Consider the following 18,708-nt stretch of genomic DNA (forward strand, 5'->3'; position numbering starts at 1 on the left):
TTCAACGTGGCGTTGATGAACCTTGGAGAAGGATCGGAATCTTCTTAGCAGTTATACGCCGGTCGGGTGTGGCAGCTAGGCTGGGATGGATAGCTTAAAACCATCATTACCGTGAGGAGATTCCCACCATGTGTCCACCGGAGAGGGCAGCGGCGCGCGCCGTCGAACTTTTTAAGCAATACGGGCAAGGCGATACCGCTGTTACCGCATTGGACCATGTCAACGTGGTCTTCGAGCGCAATAAATTTACTGCCATCATGGGCCCGTCAGGTTCAGGAAAGTCTACGCTGATGCACACCATGGCCGGTCTTGATTCAGCTACTAGTGGTTCAGCCTTTATCGGCGACACGGATATGTCGCAGCTAAACGACAAGTCCATCACCGCACTGCGCCGTGACCGCCTAGGGTTCATCTTCCAGTCTTTCAACTTGGTACCTACCCTAACTGCGGCAGAAAACATTACCCTGCCAATGAATATCGCTGGCAAGGAAGTAGATAAGTCCTGGTTCGATGAGGTGACAACCCGTCTGGGATTGGCACAGCGCCTGAGCCACCGTCCCGCAGAGCTTTCCGGCGGTCAGCAGCAGCGCGTGGCGTGTGCGCGTGCGCTTGTATCCCGCCCAGAGATCATCTTCGGCGATGAGCCCACCGGCAACCTTGATTCCAATTCTTCCGCGGAGGTTTTGGATATTCTGCGCACCGCAGTGGATCAAGATGACCAGACCGTCGTCATTGTCACCCACGATGCCAAGGCAGCCTCATACGCAGACCGCGTGGTCTTCCTGGCCGACGGCAAGCTGGTCAACGAGCTGCAGAATCCAACCATGGAATCCATCCACAAGGTCATGGCGGAGATCGAAAGCTAATGGCTAGAAATACCACCATGCGCAAGGTCTCCTTGCGCAATATCGTTGCCCATAAGCTCCGCCTTGCGCTGACGCTGCTCGCGGTCGTCCTTGGCACCGCCTTTATTGCCGGCTCGTTCATGTTCACCAATTCCCTGTCGAATACTTTCGATGCGGCGGTTTCCAATGCTTTTACTGGTGTTGACGCTGCCGTCAGCAAGAAGGATTCGGGCCCGGACTTGGATGAAAAGATGCGCCAGGACCTAGCTAACGACGACATGGTCGGCAAGGTCAACATCGAAAGCGCGCAAAACGTGGTCGTCGCCAATGACAAGGCCGAAGCATTCCAGACCACCGGCGGTGGGGCGAGCGTTAGGCCCTACTACAACGCTGAAGAGTCGGTAGGTGAGCCCGGCGAGATTATCCAGGGCGAGGCGCCACACGGTACTGGCGAGGTCACCATCAACGATGCCGCGGCAGAAAAGTACGGCGTCACCGTTGGCCAAAAGCTGCTCGTTGTCCACCCTGACAAGCGTGACGAGGTCACCGTCGCTGGCATCGAGAAGCCAGCCGTGGACGCAGGCCCAAGTATTACCCTGCAGATGGATAGCAAGGCCTTCGTTGAACGCTACGGAAACTCGCAGCAGCTGAAGGTCTCTGCCGCTGAGGGAGTAAGCCCAGAGCAGCTCGTCGATCATCTTAACGCCACCTACGACGTCGAGGCGGAGTCCGGCGAAAAGCTTGCAGAGGAAATGTCGGATGCTATTTCTTCGGCGCTGAAGTTCGTCAATTACTTCCTCATTGCCTTCGGCCTCATCGCGCTGTTGGTCGGCACCTTCATTATCGCGAACACCTTCTCCATGATCGTCGCACAGCGCACCAAAGAGTTTGCGCTGTTGCGTGCGCTGGGCGCATCGCGCCGACAAATTACCCGCTCGGTCGTCGTTGAGTCCTTCATCGTGGGCCTTTTGGGCTCCGCGGTGGGCGTCGTCGCCGGCATGGGCCTGGTGGCGATCATCAAGGCCGTGCTTGCATCCCGCGGCATGCCTGCAGATAGCGGCCTCGGATTGAGCCCGCTTGCGGTCATCGTGCCCATCATTCTGGGCACCGTGGTTACGGTGGTTTCCGCATGGGCACCTGCCCGCCGCGCGGGTGCAGTCGAGCCGGTTGAGGCCATGCGCACCACAGAGTCCGCTGCGGCAAGCTCGCTGAAGGTACGCACGATCGTCGGCGGTTTGCTCATGGGCTCGGGCGTCATCTTCGTCATCGCCGGCGTGCTTGTCGACGCCGCGACTGGCATCCGCGCCGGACTCGTCGGCCTGGGCGCGCTCAACTTGATCGTAGGCTTCAGCCTCGCAGGCCCCGCACTTTCACTACCCATCGTTCCTACCTTGGGCCGAGTCATCGGAGCGCCTTTCGGGGCCATCGGCAAGCTGGCGTCTACCAACTCCAAGCGCAACCCGCGCCGTACCGCAGCAACCGCCTTCGCGCTTACCCTTGGCGTTGTCCTCGTGACTGCCATCGGCATGCTGGGCGCCACTATGAAGTCCTCCGTTGCGGAGACGATGGAGAAGGACATCAGCGCCGATTACCTGCTCTCCGGGCCTTCCCAGGGCAGTTTCCCCACTCCGGTAGAGACAGGCGAGCGCGCCGCCAAGGCCGAGGGCGCTGGCGAAGTCATCACTGTCGGCACCGCGCCGGTGAAGGTCGAAGACCAAGCCTCGTTGAGCTATGGCCCCGAACACACCATGTCGGAGACGGTTGATTCCAACCCACAAAACATCTTCATGCTGAACATGGTCGAAGGCGATAGCGACATCGCCGAGGGCGGTTTCATCGCCGATGCCACCACCGCAGGCGAGCAAGGCTGGAAGGTCGGCGAGAGCTACGAGCTTTCTGGCATGGTTCCGGGCAAGACTACAAAGGTCGAGCTGAAGGGCATTTATGAGGACTTCCAGATGCTGCCCAAGCTGGCGGTTTCCCAAAAGGACGTCGAGAAGCTGCTGCCTGGCGACGCCCTGACCGTAGCGATGGTTGGCGTCAACGCAGCGGAGGGCGTCGACTTGGAGCAACTGCGCACCAACCTGGAGGAATCCGTCAAGGACCTCGTGGTGGTGCAGGTGGCTTCCGGTGAAGAATACGCTGGCGAGGCCGCAAGCATGATTAACCAGATGCTGACCATTCTCTACGCGCTGTTGGCGCTTGCGGTCATCATCGCGGTGCTCGGCATCGTCAATACGCTGACCCTGGGCGTTATCGAACGCCGTCAGGAAATTGGCATGCTGCGCGCCGTTGGTACCCAGCGCCGTCAGATCCGCACGATGATCACCCTGGAGTCCGTCCAGATTGCAGTATTCGGCGCAGTGGTGGGCATGATTCTGGGCCTGGGCCTAGGCTGGGCCTTTATCAAGGTACTGTCCGAAGAGGGGCTTGGTAGCGCCGTTATTCCGTGGGGCATGCTGGCCATCTTGCTGGTGGGCTCTGCCGTGGTTGGCGTGCTGGCCGCGCTATGGCCAGCACATGGTGCATCCAAGACTCCGCCTTTGGATGCAATCGCGGACTAGAAGTTCTGATAGATAATCGGAGCCCACATCGCCCCGCGCCAGGCTAGAACGATGCCCAGCGCGAGGGTGAAGAAGAGGTACTGGATACACTTCCAGTACCTCTTTTCTTTAAGCATTTCTCCGAGCTCCTTGGCTAGGGTCGACCACGTGGAGAGCCCGCCGGCGAACCCGACGATGGCTAGGGGATAGAGGACCTCGCTAAGCGCGCCGCTTACTTGCTCAACAAAGCCGTAGGCGAAACCGATCGCGAGCGCGCCACACATATTTGCGGCGAAGGTGCTAACCGGAGCGGGCAGTACCTTGGTGAAACCGTAGCGGGCCATGCCGCCGAGGAAGGCGCCGGAGAGGATGTAGAGAACAATCACTTGGCGCCTACCTTGTCACCCAGGAGATAGGCCATAACGCAACCAACCACCGTTGCCAGCACGTAGCAGCCAGCCTGCGCGGCAGTAACGGAGGAGGTTAGGAAAGCGAACGTGGCGAAGCTAGTAAAGCCGCCGAGAACGCCCGTGCCCCAGAAGGGCCCCGGCTTGAAATAACCCATCAGGGCGCTGCCCAAAACGTTGATTAAAAGCAGCGGAATCATTCCTCCGCCCAACAGGGATGACAAAAAATAGCGGGCTACGGCGCCTAATGCGGCGCCGGACCCGACTACTAGTGCTTGAGGCATGGCCTACATATTACTTCCACTCCATCTGCTGGGAACGGACGAACGCCTCAACTTCCTCAACTGGCTTGTTGAGCTTGGGATCAAACTTCAAATAGGCCTTGGTCTCGCGGGCGATGAGAACGAATGGACCCCAAATCACCCCGGCGATGCTGTTGAGAATATTTGTCACTGGTTCCATGCTGAAAAGCTACTACGTGACAGAAAAGGTGATTTGTAGATCTGGTTCACATTTTCCCCCTTGTGGGGGTTAAAAGTCCTGCGAAACTCCACGTGGCTTGGCAAGCTAAAGCCACGCCTAAAACGGACTTTTGTACCTCCCCATCCACCCCCCTAAAGGAGCAATCCATGGCACATGAACGAGCTGGCCAGCTTGCGCAACCAAGTGACCTCATCGATATCGCGGAGCTTGTTACCGCCTACTACACCCGTGTTCCCGATGTAGAAAATCCGGACCAGCAGGTGGTCTTCGGTACCTCTGGTCACCGCGGTTCGGCTTTGGATGCCGCTTTCAATGAGCGGCACATTCTGGCCATTACCCAGGCCATCGTGGATTACCGTAAAGAGCAGGGCACCACGGGCGCAATCTTTGTTGGCCGCGATACCCATGCGCTTTCGGAGCCGGCCATGGTCTCTGCATTGGAGGTCCTGCTTGCAAATGAGGTTGAGGTGCGTGTCGACGACCGTGGCCGCTACACCCCAACCCCTGCTATCTCGCATGCCATCCTGACGCACCCAGGCACTGACGGCATCGTCATCACGCCTTCGCATAACCCGCCACGCGACGGCGGCTTCAAGTACAACCCACCAACGGGCGGGCCTGCCGATACTGTTGCCACGGATTGGATTGCGGCGCGCGCCAACGACTATCTGCGAGAAGGTCTTTCCGGTGTTGCCCGTGTAAACGTTTCCGGCGTGTTGGACGAGCGCTGCGCAAAACACAATTACGTCGATTCTTACGTGGCCGACCTGCGAAACGTCGTGGACATGGATGCCATCAAGAAGGCCGGCCTGCGCATCGGCGCTGACCCGATGGGCGGTGCCTCGGTGGACTATTGGGTGGCCATTGCCGAGCAATACGATCTGGACCTTACGGTGGTGAATCCGGCGGTGGATGGAACTTTCCGCTTCATGACGCTCGATACCGATGGCTTGATTCGCATGGACTGCTCCTCGCCGAACGCCATGGCCTCGCTCATCGCAAACCGTGAAAAGTTCGATCTGGCCACCGGCAACGACGCGGATGCGGACCGCCATGGCATCGTCACCCCGGATGCCGGGCTGATGAATCCAAACCACTACCTCGCAGTGGCCATTGACTACCTGTTTAGTCACCGCCCACAGTGGGGCAATGCTGGCGTGGGCAAGACGTTGGTTTCTTCCTCCATGGTGGACCGTGTCGTCGCCAAGCTCGGGCGCGAGCTGGTTGAGGTGCCTGTCGGCTTCAAGTGGTTTGTGCCTGGCCTTCTAGATGGCAGCATCGGCTTCGGTGGGGAGGAATCTGCTGGTGCTTCCTTCCTGCGTTTCGATGGCTCCGTGTGGTCTACCGATAAAGATGGCATCATCATGGATTTGCTCGCTGCTGAAATCACTGCGGTAACCGGCAAGAGCCCGTCGCAGCGCTACGCGGAGCTGGCTGAAGAATTCGGTGCCCCAGCTTATGCGCGCACCGATGCACCCGCTGACCGCGCGCAAAAAGCCATCCTGAAAAAGCTTTCCCCGCAGCAGGTAGAGGCCACAGATCTAGCCGGCGAGGAAATCACCGCTAAGCTCACCGAGGCGCCCGGAAATGGGGCTGCCATCGGTGGCCTTAAGGTGACAACCCGCAATGCTTGGTTTGCCGCGCGCCCATCCGGCACGGAAGATAAATACAAGATTTACGCGGAGTCTTTCCTGGGTGAGGAACATCTCAGGAAAGTGCAAGAAGAAGCACAGGAACTTGTTACCCAAGTGCTAGAAGTTTAGGGCTAAACTATCTCGGGTGACTAAGAAAATCGACAAGAAGCTGATCCTGGACGTCATTAGTGCGTTCGCTCGCTTCTACATGGCTTATATCTGGATTAAAGCCGGTTACGCCAAGTTGGGTGAAAATCTTTCAGTAACCCAATCTATTAGTGCTTATGAAGTTTTCACACCCGAGTGGTCTGGATATCTTGCGTATCTAATCGCCCCATTGGAAATCTGTGGTGGCGTCCTGCTGCTTCTAGGTCTTTTCTTGCGTCCGTCCTCTAAGGTTGCCACTTTTGTTCTTTTGCTGTTCATGATCGGCATCGGGCAAGCTTGGGGCCGCGGTTTGGGAATTGATTGCGGATGCTTCACAGTCAATCCTGACGAAGAGGCACAAGTGATGAACTATATGCAGACTCTTGCTCGTGATACGTTCTACCTAATCTTGACGGTGTGGACGATTAAGCGTCCGTTCAACAAATTTGCGTTGCACCCTTAGACTCTTAGAGCAAGCCATTTAAAAGGAGAATGTCAGTGGCAAAAGTAACTAACCCGAATAGCAAGGGTAACTCGGGCTTTTTCTGGGCAGTTGGAGTTCTGCTCGTTATCGCGGCCGTCGTTATTGGATACATCGTTATCAGCGGCAAGGACGCAAAGTCCGACAAGATTGCAGAAAACGCAGTCGACGTCACTATGGAAACTTCTGTTGATGACAACGGAATTGTGACGTTGAAGAGCGCAAAGACCAAGGAAAGCGCCCCAGAAGTAGACCTCTATGAGGACTTTTCTTGCCCTCACTGCGCTGAGCTCGCTGAAGGCAGTGACAAGGCGATGAAGGAAGCAGTCGAAAAGGGCGAGCTGGTTGTCAACGTGCACCCAATGAACTTCCTGGATCTGCGCGGCGTCGACCTGGAAAAGTTCATGTCCGATGACAGCATCAAGCTGGAGGGACACTCCTCCAAGTCCGCATCCGTGATGGACATTATCGCTCGTTCTGGCGATGCGAAGGCTTACTGGAACATGCGCGCTTACCTGTTTGAGAACCAGCAGTCCGTTGGCTCCTGGGACTTTGAGGACTTTGCAGAAGCTGCCAAGGGCTTCGGTGCTGACGGTGATGTGCAGAAGCAGATCAAGGACGCTGGCGTCGAGGCTGGTAACGAGATTGGTCGTGCGAACGCAAAGAAGCTTAAGGAAACCACGGGTACTGTTTCCTCCCCGCGCGTCATCAAGGACGGCAAGGACATCAACCCACCGAAGGGTACTCCTGTATCCCAGTGGAACTTTGTCCCGCAGGTAGTCAAGTAAGACTCTCGCGCTTCGCGAACCTCATGGGCAGCCGGTTATCGGCTGCCCATTTTTGTATTCCTGCAGGCGATTTGGTTCCGCTAAAAAGTTTCTGCTAACTTTATTTCAGTTGCTAGCGCGAGGTAATCGCGTTGGGAATGGGGCTATGGCGCAGCTGGTAGCGCATCACACTGGCAGTGTGGGGGTCACGGGTTCGAATCCCGTTAGCTCCACTTGATTCAAGGGTCGTCACTTTTGTGGCGGCCCTTTTTCTATTCCTTATTTAATGGGTTGTTTGTTTCTTAGCTCCTGCTAAGAGTACATGTCCGGGGTGGGGGCGTACGGTGGGGCGCCATGGAGACTTTTATGAAGCGAGTAGGCACTGCGGACCAAGCTGGCGCCGAGGTAGCGGGGTTGCGGTGGCTGGCGCAGGCACGGCCTGACGTTGTTGCTGAGGTGGCGGGAGTAGGAGCGCGCTTCATTAGCACCCGTCGCGTTGTGGAGTCGCGGCCCACGGCTAGTGCGGCGCAGGCTTTCGGGCGGGCGCTGCGGGAGGTGCACGCCTCTGGCGCGGATGCTTTCGGTGTGGCTCCGGAGGGGTGGACGGGCCGCAATTATATTGGCCGTGTTGAGCAGGAATGCCGGCCGGTCGAGCACTGGGGCGATTTTTATGTGCACCAGCGGGTGCTGCCCTTCGTGGAGGCTAATGGTGCGCTGGATGAGGGCTACCGGGACGTCGTCAAGCGCGCCTGCGATGCGGTGCTAAAGCGGCAGTGGGATGTGCGTCCCGCGCGCATCCATGGCGATTTGTGGGCCGGAAACGTGTTATTTACTGCCGATAGTGCGGTGATGATTGACCCGGCCGCCCACGGCGGTCACCCGCACACTGACCTGGCCATGCTTGAACTTTTTGGCGCGCCCTACCTGGACGATATCTACCGCGGCTACGGGCTATCGCCCGATGAAAAGCGTTGGTTCCCGCTCCATCAGCTTCATCCCCTTGCGGTACACGCGCTGACCCATGGCGTGGCCTATCATCGCGCGCTTGGCGACGCCGCGCATGCCACCCTGGAGCTTCTAGAAGGGTAGGCAGGCCGAGTTAAACCGAGTGCGCGTTTATAGGGAGTGCGGGCCCGGCGGCATGATGCGCTTGTGCGCGCCGCGATGCCAGAGCTCTTCGATACGGGTACGGGCAGAGTCCGGGACCTCTTTGCCCTCAAGGTAGTCATCGATATGAGCGTAACTTACCCCGAGAGCTTCCTCGTCAGGCAGCTGTGGGCGGTCTTCCTCCAAATCTGCCGTGGGGACTTTCTTCCACGTCGACTCCGGCGCGCCCAAGTGGCGCAGCAGCTGGGCGCCCTGGCGCTTGTTGAGCCCTTCCAGCGGCACGAGGTCAGCCGCACCATCGCCCCACTTGGTGAAGAAGGCCGCGAGGTTCTCGGCAGCGTGATCGGTGCCGATGACCAGCGCGCCGACTTCACCGGCGATGGCGTACTGTGCCGTCATACGCAGACGGGCCTTGACGTTTCCGCGGTTGAAATCGCCTAAGCCCGGCTTGCCCAGGCTCTTCGCCACGGCGTCGTCAATGCCCTGCGTGGCCGGGGCGATATCCACCGTCAGGCGATGATCCGGCTGGATGAAGTCAAGGGCAATCTGTGCGTCCTCTTCATCGACCTGCACGCCGTGTGGCAGGCGTACCGCCCAGAACTGCGCGCCTTCAACTTTCTCCACCGCCATCTGCGCCAGGCGGCCGGCCAGAGTGGAATCCTGCCCGCCTGAAATGCCCAGGACGAAACCTTTGGCGCCAGTGTTGCGCAGATAATCCGCAAGGAAGTTAACGCGCGATTTCACTTCTTGTTCTGGATCGATTAAGGGCTTAACACCCAGGGCTTTTATGATACTTTCTTGCAACGGAAGTCCAGTTTGCGACATGACGCCCATGGTAGCGGGCTGCAAGGATGAACGAGTGAAGAATAAAACCTATGTCAAAGTCGTCGCCGTAGTCGCCGCACTAGGTGGCCTCCTCTTTGGCTACGACACCGGCGTTATGTCCGGTGCGCTGCTATTCATCGGTCCCGAATTTGACATGAATGCCAACCAAGAGGGCTGGGTTACCTCCATGCTCTTAGTCGGTGCCGCCGTCGGCGCGCTTGTTGCCGGCCGCGTCGCGGATGCAATCGGCCGCCGCAAGACCCTGACTCTCGGTGGCGCAGTATTCGTCGCTGGTTCGGTGTGGTGTGCGCTTGCCGGTTCTGTTGTGGCACTAGCTGCCGCCCGCACCTTCCTGGGGGTTGCGGTAGGCGCGGTATCCATTGTTTCGCCGATGTATATCTCCGAGATTTCCCCAGCGCGTGCCCGCGGCCGCCTGGTTTCGCTGAATACCTTGATGATCGTCGTCGGTCAGTTGGTGGCCTACCTGGTCAACTCCGCGCTCGCTGGCACCGGCTCATGGCGGTGGATGCTAGGCCTTGCCGCCGTACCAGGCGCCATGCTCGCCGTGGGCATGATCTTCCTGCCCGATACACCGGCCTGGCTGCTAAAGAAGCATCGCATCGACGAGGCCTGGAAGCTTGCTGCCCGGGTCGGTATCTCTGGAACCGAGCTCGGAACCGCTGGGGCGGCGGGAGCTTCCGAAGCCGCGAAACGCGGCGAGTGGGCGCGCTTAAAAGAAGAACGCTGGCTGCAAGTGACCGTGCTGCTTGCCATGCTGATGGGACTTACTCAGCAGATAACCGGCGTTAATGCCATCGTGTATTTTGCCCCGACCATGATGAGTCAGGTGGGTATTTCTACTGCGAACGCCGTGTATACCTCCATCCTCATCGGTACTGTATCCGTAGTCGCCTGCTGGTTGGGTCTGAAAGTCGTCGACCGTATCGGGCGCAAGCGCCTGCTCATCATCGGCCTGACCGGAAACGTCATTTCCTTGGTCGTTCTTTCCATCGCGTACCGCTTTGCCGAGGGCTCAAAACCTATGGCGTTGTTGTCGCTGGCGTTTATGGCCCTTTTCATTGCTTTCCAGCAGGCCGCTGTATCGCCGACCACCTGGCTGCTCATCTCCGAGCTCGTTCCCCCTGAGGTTCGCGGCATCGGCATGGGCATCGCTGGGCTTTCCCTGTGGGTAACCAACTGGGCGGTCGCGCAGTTCTTCCTGCCAATGGTCGAGTGGTTGACTGGCCCCGTTGCCTTTATGATCTTTGCTTTCTTAGGCTTTGCGGCGATCGCTTATACCAAGCTGTTGGTGCCGGAGACGATGGGCCGTAGTCTGGAAGAAGTAGGCGATGAGATGCAGGAGCGCTACGCTAATTAATCAGTGTTTTGGTTATGGCGCGCGCGTGGGGTAAGGTTTTTCCTCGTGTCATGGCCGTAACTTTGATGGCTGTGCTTTAAAAGTATTCAACCGCATGAAGTTTGCGCATAACGAAAGGAGCGCCCGATGAAGGTTCGTAAGTCTCTTCGGTCGCTGAAGAAGAAGCCGGGCGCCCAGGTTATTCGCCGCCACGGTAAGGTCTTCGTGATCAACAAGAAGGATCCGCGCTTCAAGGCTCGCCAGGGCTAGAAGCATCGGCTTTCTTGATTAGAAGCACCCGCCTAGGATTTCGGTTCTAGGCGGGTGCTTTTCTTTTGTGCTTGCCGACGTCGCTTTGGCTGCCCGATCCGCATCTCCTGTTGCGGGTGTGTTGTTAAAGCGATCAGTGGGCAAAGAATTGGTGACAATAGTGTTCTTTATCACAACTTTAGGTTGCCGGCAGGTAAACTTGCAGGAGTCTCATCGATGTAATTTCATGGCCGAGCGTCGGGCGGGTCAACATGTGGGGTCTGGGTGGATAACATCCTGGGAATATCACGAATGTAACTACTATATGTAGTGTGGGTTGCAGCTTTTTGCCACAAAGTATAGTGTCGTTCGTGTCGTTCCGGTGGGCTGGATGAAGCGCTAAAAGCGCACCTAGTTAGGCCGGATAACCCTTAAAAACTTGAACTAGCGTCAAAGGACTTTCATCATGAGCATCACTCTCTACACCAAGCCAGCCTGCGTCCAGTGCAACGCTACTAAGAAGGCCCTCGACCGTGCTGGCCTTGAATACACCTCTGTAGACGTCACCCTTGATGATGATGCTCGTGACTACGTCATGGCACTGGGGTATGTGCAGGCGCCGGTCGTTGAGGCCAATGGTGAGCACTGGTCTGGCTTCCGCCCAGAGCGCATCAAGGAGCTGGCCGCTCTAAGCGCCACCGCTTAAACGGGGCAGGGCTTATAGCAATGTTGGTTGTGTATTTTTCCTCCGCAACGGAAAATACCCGCCGTTTCGTTGACAAGCTGGGCCTGCCAAGCGCCCGCATCCCACTGCGTAAGAATGATGAGCCGCTCATTGTGAATGAGCCTTATGTTCTTGTCTGCCCCACCTACGGGGGAGGGGCCTCTGTTAGCCGCGAGAACTCTCGCCCTGTTCCGGGGCAAGTCATTCGTTTTCTCAACAATGAGCACAACCGCGGCCTCATCCGCGCGGTTATCTCCGGCGGAAACAGTAACTTCGGCGCAGACTTTGGCAAGGCCGGAGACGTAATCTCCGCCAAGTGCAAGGTGCCCTACGTTTATCGCTTCGAGTTACTTGGTACCGATGAAGACGTTAAGATTTGCAGGGAAGGCCTGCTGGCGAACGCAACGGCCCTAGGGCTGGAAGCCGCTGCCTAAACTTATAAAAATAGGTAACTGTGCAATGCGCAGTTACCTTACATATTTTTCTAAACCGTTTCTCACCGCGGCGTAAGACATGCGCTGCCAAGCAAAGGAAGGCTCCAAAAGCCGTGACAACGCAATTGGGCAAGACCGTAGCCGAACCAGTGAAGCCAGAAGAACAGCTTGATTACCACGCTCTGAATGCCTTGCTGAACCTTTACGACGAAGAGGGCAAGATTCAGTTCGATAAGGACCACGAGGCTGCCAACCAGTTCTTCCTGCAGCATGTCAACCAGAACACGGTCTACTTCCACGACTTGGAAGAAAAGATGCGTTACCTGGTGGAAAACAAGTACTACGAGCCAGCTCTGCTCGAGCAGTACGACTTTGACTTCATCAAGTCCCTATTCAAGCGCGCTTATTCCTATAAATTCCGCTTCAAGTCCTTCTTGGGTGCGTACAAGTATTACACCTCTTATACGCTCAAGACTTTTGACGGCCGCCGTTACCTCGAGCGCTTCGAGGACCGCGTTTCTATGACAGCTCTGTTCTTGGCAGACGGTGACACCACCATCGCTGAGCACCTCGTCGACGAAATCATGACCGGCCGCTTCCAGCCGGCCACCCCGACCTTCCTCAACGCTGGCAAGGCGCAGCGCGGCGAGCTCGTTTCCTGTTTCCTCCTGCGTATCGAGGACAACATGGAGTCCATCGGCCGTTCCATTAACTCTGCGCTGCAGCTTTCCAAGCGCGGCGGCGGCGTGGCACTCTTACTGTCCAACATCCGCGAGGCCGGCGCTCCGATCAAGCACATCGAGAACCAGTCCTCCGGCGTTATCCCAGTCATGAAGCTGTTGGAGGATTCCTTCTCCTACGCAAACCAGTTGGGTGCGCGTCAGGGCGCAGGTGCCGTCTACCTCAACGCGCACCACCCAGACATCATGAACTTCCTCGACACCAAGCGTGAGAATGCTGACGAGAAGATTCGTATCAAGACTCTCTCCCTGGGTGTCGTCATCCCGGACATCACCTTCGAGCTGGCTAAGAAGAACGACGATATGTACCTGTTCTCGCCATACGACGTCGAGCGCGTCTACGGCAAGGCCTTCGGTGACATCTCCATTACCGAGCACTATGAAGAGATGGTCGAGGACCCACGCATCCGCAAGAAGAAGGTCAACGCCCGTCACTTCTTCCAGACCATCGCCGAGCTGCAGTTCGAATCCGGTTACCCGTACATCATGTTCGAGGACACCGTGAATAACGCGAACCCGGTCAAGACCGGTCGCATCAACATGTCCAACCTCTGCTCGGAGATCCTGCAGGTCAACTCTCCGTCCGTATTTGCCGACGATCTCAGCTACGAGACCATGGGCTCCGATATCTCCTGCAACCTTGGTTCGCTGAATATCGCCACCACCATGGATTCCCCAGACTTCGCTCTGACCGTCGAGACCGCCATCCGTGGTCTAACCGCAGTGGCTGATAAGACCGCTATCAACTCCGTACCTTCCGTTCGCAAAGGCAACGATGATTCCCACGCCATCGGCCTTGGCCAGATGAACCTCCACGGTTTCTTGGGCCGCGAGCACATCGAGTACGGCTCTGAGGAAGCACTGGACTTCACCAACGCCTACTTCGCCGCGGTCCTCTACGCTGCTTTGCGCGCTTCCAACAAGATTGCCCGCGAGCGCGGCGAATACTTCTCCGAGTTCCCGCAGTCTGAGTACGCCTCCGGCGAGTTCTTCGATCGTTATGACCCAGCCGAGTTTGCCCCACGCACTGCACGTGTGCAGGAACTTTTCGACGCCTCGTCTATCCACACCCCAACTGCGGAAGACTGGGCTGCGCTGAAGGCGGACGTCGCCAAGCATGGCCTCTACAACCGCAACCTACAAGCAGTGCCGCCGACAGGCTCTATTTCTTATATCAACAACTCGACCTCTTCGATTCACCCAATTGCGTCGAAGATCGAAATCCGTAAGGAAGGCAAGATCGGCCGCGTCTACTACCCGGCGCCGCACATGGACAACGACAATCTGGAGTACTTCAAGGACTCCTACGAGATCGGCTACGAAAAGATCATCGATACCTACGCTGCCGCCACCAAGTACGTGGATCAGGGCTTGTCCCTGACCTTGTTCTTCAAGGACACCGCCACCACCCGCGATATCAACAGGGCGCAGATTTACGCATGGCGCAAGGGCATCAAGACCTTGTACTACATCCGCCTTCGTCAGATGGCGCTTGAAGGAACCGAAGTCGAAGGCTGCGTTTCCTGCATGCTCTAACTGCAAAGAGCCCTCACCTTAACGGGTGAGGGCTCTACTTTTGTTCTTGTGTTTGTTTCGCTCTTTTCGCCTTGCTTGTTTGCTTCTTTCCCCTTGCTTGGCGCAAAGGAGCCTTTTAAGCCTTCGCTCCGGCGCTTGCGCGGGCCTCGTCCAGGATGGCCCGCGCGATATTCTCCGCATCGTCTGGGCGTTGCTCCGCGATTGCGCGCGCCAACTCTTGATGCAAGTGGGCGGTGCCGGCGATGGGGTTGCGCTTTTCCGAACCGAAAACTGACTTTCCTTTGAGCATTGAGAGTAGGGAAGGGGTAAGCGCCGCGAACATCTCGTTGCCCGAAGCGTGCAGCACCATACTGTGGAAGCGCAGATCCGTAGCTAGCTCTTCGCCAACTCGGCGGGAAGGCTTCATCTCCAACTCGTGGAGACGCTTTGCGAGCTCCAGGATTTCTTCTCTTTCCTCTTCCGTTGCTTCCGTGGCGGCCATCCTTGCGGCGATCGGTTCGATGGCAAGGCGGAGCTGGTTGAGAGAATTGAGCTGCTTTTTCTGGGAAGCCTCGCAAGCTAGGCGCCAGTCAATAATCGATTGATCGAATACTGACCACTCGCTCAACGGAAGAACCGTAATACCGACGCGCCGTGAGGAAGAAACCATGCCTAGCTGCTCCAGAGCGCGCATAGCCTCGCGGGCAACGGTGCGCGAAATGTCGAAACGCACGCAGATATCCCGCAAGGTGAAGCGCTGGCCGGTTTCAATGGTGCCGCTTACTATTTCTGCGCCGATTTCGTCCAGAACCGTATTGAGCAGGGGAGTAGGAGACTCGCTGGTGCTGGTCACCGTAGGGGATCCTCCTTTTATGAAACCGCAGTTTGAGAGTGCACGAGGCAAAGCTGAAAGAGAATAATTTCCGGCATCCATAAGCCAATCTTGAAACGTAAATACATCTTAAGCGATTGCCGAATCGATCGCTTTCAATGCGTGCAATAGTTTTTGAATTGCGTTCAACCTCTAAACTTTTGGGGTGCGCTCCAAAGTTGTATTTCCCGGCTTTTCTAAGGCCCAGATTAGGCAGCCTTTGATTCCGCCCTTGAGACCACGTTTAGGCCGCATTTGAGACCGCTGTTTAGACCGCTTTCTAAAGGTGCAGCGCTCATTGTTGGCCGGGCCTAGGGTGGTACGCTCGTCGGAGAATGGTTAACCGCAGTTAGCCCAAGATGAATTCCGTTTAAGAAGAAAGTGGAGTCTGACCGTGTCACACGAGTATGACGAGTACATCGCTAGTCACGCAGAGCCTGTGAAGGCGATTAACTGGAACACCGTTCCAGACGATAAAGATTCCGAGGTCTGGGACCGCCTTACCGGCAACTTCTGGTTGCCAGAGAAGGTGCCTGTTTCCAACGACTTGCAGTCTTGGAAGACCTTGACTGAGCACGAGCAGCAGACCACCATGCGTGTCTTCGCGGGTCTTACCCTCCTCGACACCATTCAGGGCACCGTTGGTGCTGTCTCTTTGCTGCCAGATGCAAAGACTCCGCACGAGGAAGCCGTCTACACCAACATCGCTTTCATGGAGTCGGTTCACGCGAAGTCCTACTCAAACATCTTTATGACGCTGGCTTCCACTCCGATGATCAACGATGCATTCCGTTGGTCTGAGGAAAACGAGAATCTTCAGCGCAAGGCAAAGATCGTCATGTCCTACTACAAGGGCGCCGATCCGCTGAAGAAGAAGGTCGCCTCCACTTTGCTTGAGTCCTTCCTCTTCTACTCCGGCTTCTATCTGCCGATGTACTTCTCTTCCCGCGCTAAGCTCACCAACACCGCGGACATCATCCGCCTGATCATTCGCGACGAAGCCGTTCACGGCTACTACATCGGCTATAAGTTCCAGAATGGCTACAACGAGCTTTCTGAAGCAGAGCAGGCAGAAATTAAGGAATACACTTTCGATCTTCTCTACGATCTCTACGACAACGAGATCGACTACACCGAGGATCTTTACGACGAGCTCGGCTGGACCGAAGACGTCAAGCGCTTCCTGCGATACAACGCCAACAAGGCGCTGAACAACCTCGGCTTCGAGGGGCTGTTCCCGGCGGACGAGACCCGCGTTTCTCCGGCCATCTTGTCTTCGCTGTCTCCGAACGCGGATGAGAACCATGACTTCTTCTCTGGCTCTGGTTCCTCTTATGTCATTGGTAAGGCAGAAGACACCACCGATGAGGACTGGGACTTCTAACTCGCCCCGCCAGCTCGGCTGCCACCTCCCTCTCTTGAGTCGCATAATTAACAGCGACTGTTGAGCGTTGGGAGTCACGCGCACTTCCAAGGATTAATCAATCTTCCGGTTGATTACCTTAGGGGGTGCGTTTCGTCGTTTTGACGCCAGGCAACCGCAAAATCCTGTGGCGAGAATCACGCAGAAGTGCAATGGTTTTGGGGCAGGTTTTCGGCCGGTGGCCGTCGTGCTGGGAATTTTCGAAAAATACTGCCTAAAAACGGGGTTAACTAGCTTCTATGGTCATTGGGAAAGCTGGAAATTTCACAGCGAAGTCCCCTAATATAAGTCGAGTAAACTTAGGTGTTGTGGCGCTAAGGCTTATTTTTAGGCTTTGACGTGCATGGCACTTGTTCTTCAGGAGGAAATTAATGACCGCTGTGGCGCCAAGGCTCGACGATTACGTCGCGCCAACCCGTCCAGAGCCGACTGGAAATTCCAAGACCGGCTCTAAGGCTTGGGTAATGCTTACCACCACCGACCACAAGCAGCTAGGCATCATGTACTTGATCATGTCCTTCAGCTTCTTCTTCCTCGGTGGCTTCATGGCCCTGTTGATTCGTGCTGAGCTTTTCAGCCCGGGTCTGCAGTTCCTGTCCAACGAGCAGTTCAACCAGCTGTTCACCATGCACGGCACTGTGATGCTGCTGCTGTTCGCTACTCCCGTTGTGTGGGGTTTCGGTAACTACATCCTGCCGCTGCAGATTGGCGCGCCGGACGTTGCCTTCCCACGTCTGAACGCATTCGGCTTCTGGATCACCCTGACCGGCGGTATCGTAATGCTGCTTGGTTTTGCCACCCCAGGTGGTGCTGCTGACTTCGGCTGGACCATGTATGTCCCGCTGGCTGACTCTGTCCACACCCCAGGAATCGGTGCCGACATGTGGATTGTCGGTGTTGGCGCTACCGGTGTTGGCACCATTGCTTCCGCAGTCAACATGATCACCACCATCCTCACCCTGCGTGCGCCTGGCATGACCATGTTCCGCCTGCCGGTATTCACCTGGTGTATCTTCACCGCTTCCGTCATCGTTCTGATGATCTTCCCGCTGCTGACCTCTGCAGCACTGGGCATCCTGTATGACCGCAAGCTCGGCGGCCACATCTACGACTCCGCTAACGGCGGCGCCATCCTGTGGCAGCACCTCTTCTGGTTCTTCGGCCACCCTGAGGTTTACGTCCTGGCACTTCCGTTCTTCGGCGTTATCTCCGAGGTCGTTCCGGTCTTCTCCCGTAAGCCAGTCTTTGGCTACATCGGCCTGGTGTTCGCGGTTCTGGCCATCGGCTCCCTGTCCATGGCTGTGTGGGCGCACCACATGTTCGTTACCGGCGCTATCCTGCTGCCGTTCTTCTCCTTCATGACCTTCCTCATCGCGGTTCCGACCGGCGTTAAGTTCTTCAACTGGGTAGGCACCATGTGGAAGGGCCACATCACCTGGGATACCCCGATGATCTTCGCTATGGGCTTCATGTCCACCTTCCTCTTCGGCGGTATGACCGGCGTTATGCTCGCTTCCCCGGCACTGGACTTCCACCTTGCTGAGTCCTACTTCCTGATTGCGCACTTCCACTACACCCTGTTCGGTACGGTTGTGTTCTCCGCGTTCGCAGGTCTGTACTTCTGGTTCCCGAAGATGACCGGCCGCATGCTCGACGAGCGCCTCGGCAAGATTCACTTCTGGCTGACCTTCATCGGCTTCCACGGCACCTTCCTTGTCCAGCACTGGGTGGGCAACATGGGTATGCCACGTCGCTACGCTGACTACCTCGAGTCTGATGGCTTCACCGTCTACAACCAGATCTCCACGATCTTCTCCTTTGTCCTCGGTGCTTCCGTTATCCCGCTGGTTTGGAACGTCTTCAAGTCCTGGCGCTACGGCGAGATCGTTACCGTTGATGACCCTTGGGGCTACGGTAACTCCCTCGAGTGGGCTACCTCCTGCCCGCCGCCGCGCCACAACTTCGTTTCCCTGCCGCGTATCCGCTCTGAGCGTCCGGCCTTCGAGCTGCACTACCCGCACATGGTTAAGCGCATGCGCGAGGAAGCGCACGTCGGCCACCACTAGAGCTTTTAGCACTGACTGTTAAGCACTAGAGCTAGCCGCTTTACTCCTGACAACCGCCTCCCCAACTGTACTTGCAACGGGGGAGGCGGT

At 56.9% G+C, this 18,708-nt stretch carries 18 protein-coding genes and 1 tRNA gene; 14 read left to right on the forward strand and 5 right to left on the reverse strand.

Going from position 1 to position 18,708, the window contains the following annotated elements; all coding sequences use genetic code 11:
* Positions 1-128: 128 nt before the first annotated feature.
* Positions 129-866 carry an ABC transporter ATP-binding protein gene (locus tag HMPREF2692_RS11910; protein WP_061926034.1) on the forward strand — a complete coding sequence of 246 codons (738 nt, stop codon included), beginning with the start codon at positions 129-131 and terminating at the stop codon, positions 864-866.
* Complete coding sequence (locus HMPREF2692_RS11915) at positions 866-3,409, forward strand: ABC transporter permease (RefSeq protein WP_070823713.1); 2,544 nt, start codon at positions 866-868, stop codon at positions 3,407-3,409. The genes HMPREF2692_RS11910 and HMPREF2692_RS11915 overlap by 1 nt, the downstream gene beginning before the upstream one ends.
* On the opposite strand, the gene HMPREF2692_RS11920 is transcribed toward HMPREF2692_RS11915, so the two are convergent.
* The 3 genes from HMPREF2692_RS11920 to HMPREF2692_RS13210 are packed head-to-tail and all read right to left on the reverse strand — an operon-like array spanning position 3,406 to position 4,248.
* A complete protein-coding gene (locus tag HMPREF2692_RS11920) occupies positions 3,406-3,774 on the reverse strand; it encodes a fluoride efflux transporter FluC (protein WP_082778689.1) in 369 nt (122 codons plus the stop codon). The two genes, HMPREF2692_RS11915 and HMPREF2692_RS11920, sit on opposite strands and share 4 nt — an antisense overlap.
* Positions 3,771-4,079: a fluoride efflux transporter family protein gene (locus HMPREF2692_RS11925; RefSeq protein ID WP_061926026.1), complete on the reverse strand. Its 309-nt coding sequence runs from the start codon at positions 4,077-4,079 to the stop codon at positions 3,771-3,773. The genes HMPREF2692_RS11920 and HMPREF2692_RS11925 overlap by 4 nt, the downstream gene beginning before the upstream one ends.
* Positions 4,080-4,089: 10 nt before the next feature.
* The gene (locus HMPREF2692_RS13210; protein ID WP_168163250.1) at positions 4,090-4,248 is read right to left on the reverse strand and encodes a hypothetical protein; all 159 of its coding nucleotides are present in this window, start codon (positions 4,246-4,248) and stop codon (positions 4,090-4,092) included.
* Positions 4,249-4,424: 176 nt separating this feature from the next.
* On the opposite strand from HMPREF2692_RS13210, the gene pgm reads away from it, so the two are divergent.
* The 5 genes from pgm (at position 4,425) to HMPREF2692_RS11950 (ending at position 8,396) form a co-directional block, all read left to right on the forward strand.
* Positions 4,425-6,041: a phosphoglucomutase (alpha-D-glucose-1,6-bisphosphate-dependent) gene (pgm, locus tag HMPREF2692_RS11930; RefSeq protein WP_070455857.1), complete on the forward strand. Its 1,617-nt coding sequence runs from the start codon at positions 4,425-4,427 to the stop codon at positions 6,039-6,041.
* Positions 6,042-6,057: 16 nt separating this feature from the next.
* On the forward strand, positions 6,058-6,522 hold the full coding sequence (locus HMPREF2692_RS11935) for a MauE/DoxX family redox-associated membrane protein (RefSeq protein WP_061924440.1): 465 nt from the start codon (positions 6,058-6,060) through the stop codon (positions 6,520-6,522).
* A gap of 35 nt (positions 6,523-6,557) precedes the next feature.
* Positions 6,558-7,328, forward strand: a complete 771-nt coding sequence (locus HMPREF2692_RS11940) for a DsbA family protein (RefSeq protein WP_061924438.1) — start codon at positions 6,558-6,560, stop codon at positions 7,326-7,328.
* Between the two features lie 139 nt (positions 7,329-7,467).
* Positions 7,468-7,540: transfer RNA gene (locus HMPREF2692_RS11945), tRNA-Ala, on the forward strand.
* Between the two features lie 133 nt (positions 7,541-7,673).
* Positions 7,674-8,396, forward strand: coding sequence for a fructosamine kinase family protein (locus HMPREF2692_RS11950; protein ID WP_246823459.1), 723 nt, complete (start codon positions 7,674-7,676; stop codon positions 8,394-8,396).
* A 27-nt stretch (positions 8,397-8,423) separates the two neighbouring features.
* On the opposite strand, the gene nadE is transcribed toward HMPREF2692_RS11950, so the two are convergent.
* Positions 8,424-9,248 (reverse strand): ammonia-dependent NAD(+) synthetase, encoded by an 825-nt coding sequence (gene nadE / locus HMPREF2692_RS11955; RefSeq protein ID WP_070455859.1) that lies wholly within the window; start codon positions 9,246-9,248, stop codon positions 8,424-8,426.
* Between nadE and HMPREF2692_RS11960 the strand changes: the two genes are divergently transcribed.
* The 5 genes from HMPREF2692_RS11960 to nrdE all read left to right on the forward strand — a co-directional run bounded on the left by HMPREF2692_RS11960 (position 9,247) and on the right by nrdE (position 14,279).
* On the forward strand, positions 9,247-10,617 hold the full coding sequence (locus tag HMPREF2692_RS11960) for a sugar porter family MFS transporter (protein WP_070455941.1): 1,371 nt from the start codon (positions 9,247-9,249) through the stop codon (positions 10,615-10,617). The genes nadE and HMPREF2692_RS11960 overlap by 2 nt on opposite strands.
* A gap of 126 nt (positions 10,618-10,743) precedes the next feature.
* Positions 10,744-10,866, forward strand: coding sequence for a type B 50S ribosomal protein L36 (ykgO, locus tag HMPREF2692_RS11965; RefSeq protein WP_003847162.1), 123 nt, complete (start codon positions 10,744-10,746; stop codon positions 10,864-10,866).
* A 445-nt stretch (positions 10,867-11,311) separates the two neighbouring features.
* Entirely contained in the window at positions 11,312-11,551 is a 240-nt protein-coding gene (gene nrdH / locus HMPREF2692_RS11970) for a glutaredoxin-like protein NrdH (protein ID WP_061924430.1), read from the forward strand.
* Positions 11,552-11,571: 20 nt separating this feature from the next.
* Positions 11,572-12,003: a class Ib ribonucleoside-diphosphate reductase assembly flavoprotein NrdI gene (nrdI, locus tag HMPREF2692_RS11975; RefSeq protein ID WP_061924427.1), complete on the forward strand. Its 432-nt coding sequence runs from the start codon at positions 11,572-11,574 to the stop codon at positions 12,001-12,003.
* Positions 12,004-12,116: 113 nt separating this feature from the next.
* Positions 12,117-14,279 carry a class 1b ribonucleoside-diphosphate reductase subunit alpha gene (gene nrdE, locus HMPREF2692_RS11980; RefSeq protein WP_061924424.1) on the forward strand — a complete coding sequence of 721 codons (2,163 nt, stop codon included), beginning with the start codon at positions 12,117-12,119 and terminating at the stop codon, positions 14,277-14,279.
* Positions 14,280-14,394: 115 nt separating this feature from the next.
* Here nrdE and HMPREF2692_RS11985 read toward each other — a convergent pair whose 3' ends face one another.
* Positions 14,395-15,111, reverse strand: coding sequence for a FadR/GntR family transcriptional regulator (locus tag HMPREF2692_RS11985; protein ID WP_239240840.1), 717 nt, complete (start codon positions 15,109-15,111; stop codon positions 14,395-14,397).
* A 412-nt stretch (positions 15,112-15,523) separates the two neighbouring features.
* On the opposite strand from HMPREF2692_RS11985, the gene nrdF reads away from it, so the two are divergent.
* A complete protein-coding gene (gene nrdF / locus HMPREF2692_RS11990; protein ID WP_061924418.1) occupies positions 15,524-16,513 on the forward strand; it encodes a class 1b ribonucleoside-diphosphate reductase subunit beta in 990 nt (329 codons plus the stop codon).
* A gap of 410 nt (positions 16,514-16,923) precedes the next feature.
* Entirely contained in the window at positions 16,924-18,618 is a 1,695-nt protein-coding gene (gene ctaD, locus HMPREF2692_RS11995; protein ID WP_070432969.1) for an aa3-type cytochrome oxidase subunit I, read from the forward strand.
* The last annotated feature ends 90 nt before the right edge of the window (positions 18,619-18,708 follow it).

This window comes from Corynebacterium sp. HMSC036D03 (assembly GCF_001836185.1).
GTDB classification, from domain to species: domain Bacteria; phylum Actinomycetota; class Actinomycetes; order Mycobacteriales; family Mycobacteriaceae; genus Corynebacterium; species Corynebacterium simulans.